2 rRNA genes are annotated in these 3,160 nt (G+C 48.2%); both read left to right on the forward strand.

The features are described 5' to 3' along the window. Positions 1–87: 87 nt before the first annotated feature. Positions 88–3,008: ribosomal RNA gene (locus tag CIW83_RS21660) — 23S ribosomal RNA — on the forward strand. A gap of 32 nt (positions 3,009–3,040) precedes the next feature. Beyond that, a 5S ribosomal RNA gene (gene rrf / locus CIW83_RS21665) occupies positions 3,041–3,157 on the forward strand. Positions 3,158–3,160: the final 3 nt, after the last annotated feature.

Here is a 3,160-nt window from a genome sequence, read left to right on the forward strand (position 1 = left end):
TCCACCAAAGACATTCATAGTTTAAATTAATTATGAATTGTTTAAACTGAACATTGAAAACTACAAATATACAATAAACATGAAATAGGTCAAGTTATTAAGGGCGTAGGGCGAATGCCTTGGCACCAAGAGCCGATGAAGGACGGGATAAGCACCGATATGCTTCGGGGAGTCGCAAATAGACATTGATCCGGAGATTTCCGAATGGGGAAACCTACTTGAATAGACTTCAAGTATCATGCACTGAATAAATAGGTGTATGAAGGAATACCAGGGGAACTGAAACATCTAAGTACCCTGAGGAGAAGAAAGAAACATCGATTTTCTAAGTAGCGGCGAGCGAACGGGAAAGAGCCCAAACCAGTACTTGTACTGGGGTTAAGGACCAGCAAAACGGAAGAGGTATCCTAGTTGAAGAGGATTGGAAAATCCCACCATAGACGGTGATAGTCCGGTAGACGAAAGGAGAAGACTCCAGCTGGTATCCAGAGTACCACGGGACACGTGAAATCCTGTGGGAAGTAGGGAGGACCACCTCCCAAGGCTAAATACTCCTTGGTGACCGATAGAGAATAGTACCGTGAGGGAAAGGTGAAAAGAACCCCGGGAGGGGAGTGAAATAGAACCTGAAACCCTACGCCTACAAGCAGTGGAAGCACATTATTAGTGTGACCACGTACTTTTTGTAGAACGGGCCAGCGAGTTATGGTATGCAGCAAGGTTAATGACTTAAGGTCAGGAGCCGTAGGGAAACCAAGTCTTAATAGGGCGAAAAGTTGTATGCCATAGACCCGAAACCGGGTGACCTATCCATGGGCAGAGTGAAGTTGAAGTAAAATTCAATGGAGGCTCGAACTCGTTAGCGTTTAAAAGCTATGGGATGACCTGTGGATAGGGGTGAAAAGCCAATCGAACTCGGAGATAGCTGGTTCTCCTCGAAATAGCTTTAGGGCTAGCCTCAAGTAAAGTGAAATGGAGGTAGAGCACTGAATGGTCTAGGGGCGCATAGCGTTACCAAAACCTATCAAACTCCGAATGCCATAATCATAGACTTGGGAGTCAGACTATGTGGGATAAGCTTCATAGTCGAAAGGGAAAGAGCCCAGACCACCAGCTAAGGTCCCTAAATTCTGATTAAGTGATAAAGGATGTGAGGTTTCACAGACAACCAGGATGTTGGCTTAGAAGCAGCCATACATTTAAAGAGTGCGTAATAGCTCACTGGTCGAGAGACCTTGCGCCGAAGATTTCCGGGACTCAAATCAGATACCGAAGCTGTGGGATTCGTAAGAATCGGTAGAGGAGCATTGTGTATGGGTAGAAGCTATACCGAAAGGAGTGGTGGACTGTACACAAGAGAGAATGCTGGCATAAGTAGCGAAAGGTGAGTGAGAATCTCACCCGTCGAAAGCCCAAGGTTTCCTGAGGAAGGCTCGTCCACTCAGGGTAAGTCGGGACCTAAGCTCAGGCTGAAAAGCGTAGGCGATGGACAACAGGTTGAAATTCCTGTACTAGTTACAAGCGTTTGAGAGATGGAGTGACGCAGGAGGATAGGCTGAGCGTGCCGTTGGTTGAGCACGTCTAAGCAGGTAGGAAGTGAGAAAAGGCAAATCCGTTCTCATAATTCTGAGAAGTGATGGGGATCGAAAAACAAGTAGAGAAGCAGCTGACTCCACACTGCCAAGAAAAGCTTCTATCGAGCAAGTAACTACCCGTACCGCAAACCGACACAGGTAGGCGAGGAGAGAATCCTAAGACGAGCGGAAGAACCATTGTTAAGGAACTCGGCAAAATAGCCCCGTAACTTAGGGAGAAGGGGTGCCAGTTGAAGTATAGATTTTACATTGAAAGCTTTGATTGGCCGCAGTGAATAGGCCCAAGCGACTGTTTACCAAAAACACAAGTCTCTGCTAAGTCGAAAGACGAAGTATAGGGGCTGACACCTGCCCGGTGCTGGAAGGTTAAGGGGAAGGGTTAGCGTAAGCGAAGCTCTGAACTTAAGCCCCAGTAAACGGCGGCCGTAACTATAACGGTCCTAAGGTAGCGAAATTCCTTGTCGGGTAAGTTCCGACCCGCACGAAAGGTGTAACGATTTGGGCACTGTCTCAACAATGGATCCGGTGAAATTGTAGTACTCGTGAAGATGCGAGTTACCCGCGACAGGACGGAAAGACCCCGTGGAGCTTTACTGCAGGCTGACATTGGATTTTGGCATTGCATGTACAGGATAGGTGGGAGACTGAGAAACCAGGGCGCCAGTTTTGGTGGAGTCAACCTTGGGATACCACTCTTGTAATGCTGAAATTCTAACCTGGTACCATGAAACTGGTATAGGGACACTGTCAGTTGGGCAGTTTGACTGGGGCGGTCGCCTCCTAAAAAGTAACGGAGGCGCTCAAAGGTTCCCTCAGCACGGTCGGAAATCGTGCGAAGAGTGTAAAGGCAAAAGGGAGCTTAACTGCGACACCAACAAGTGGAGCAGAAACGAAAGTTGGACTTAGTGATCCGGTGGTTCCGAGTGGAAGGGCCATCGCTCAACGGATAAAAGCTACCCCGGGGATAACAGGCTTATCTCCCCCAAGAGTCCACATCGACGGGAGGTTTGGCACCTCGATGTCGGCTCGTCTCATCCTGGGGCTGGAGTAGGTCCCAAGGGTTGGGCTGTTCGCCCATTAAAGAGGCACGCGAGCTGGGTTCAGAACGTCGTGAGACAGTTCGGTCCCTATCCGTCGTGGGCGTAGGAAATTTGAGAGGAGCTGTCCTTAGTACGAGAGGACCGGGATGGACAGACCGCTGGTGTATCAGTTGTCATGCCAATGGCACGGCTGAGTAGCTATGTCTGGAAGGGATAAGTGCTGAAGGCATCTAAGCACGAAGCCCCCCTCAAGATGAGATTTCCCACTTTTTAAAGGTAAGACTCCAAGAAGACCACTTGGTAGATAGGTCTCAGGTGTAAGAGTAGTAATACTTTGAGCTAAGAGATACTAATAAGTCGAGGACTTGACCTAAAAACATGAAAATTGTATAGAAGTAGTTTTCGTCTGGTGACGATAGCAAGATGGACACACCTGTACCCATACCGAACACAGAAGTTAAGCATCTTAACGCCGATGGTACTTGGTTGGAAACGACCTGGGAGAGTAGGAAGTTGCCAGGCTTT

Origin of the sequence: Tissierella sp. P1 (assembly GCF_002266425.1) — a bacterium.
Classification (GTDB): Bacteria; Bacillota; Clostridia; order Tissierellales; family Tissierellaceae; genus Tissierella; species Tissierella carlieri.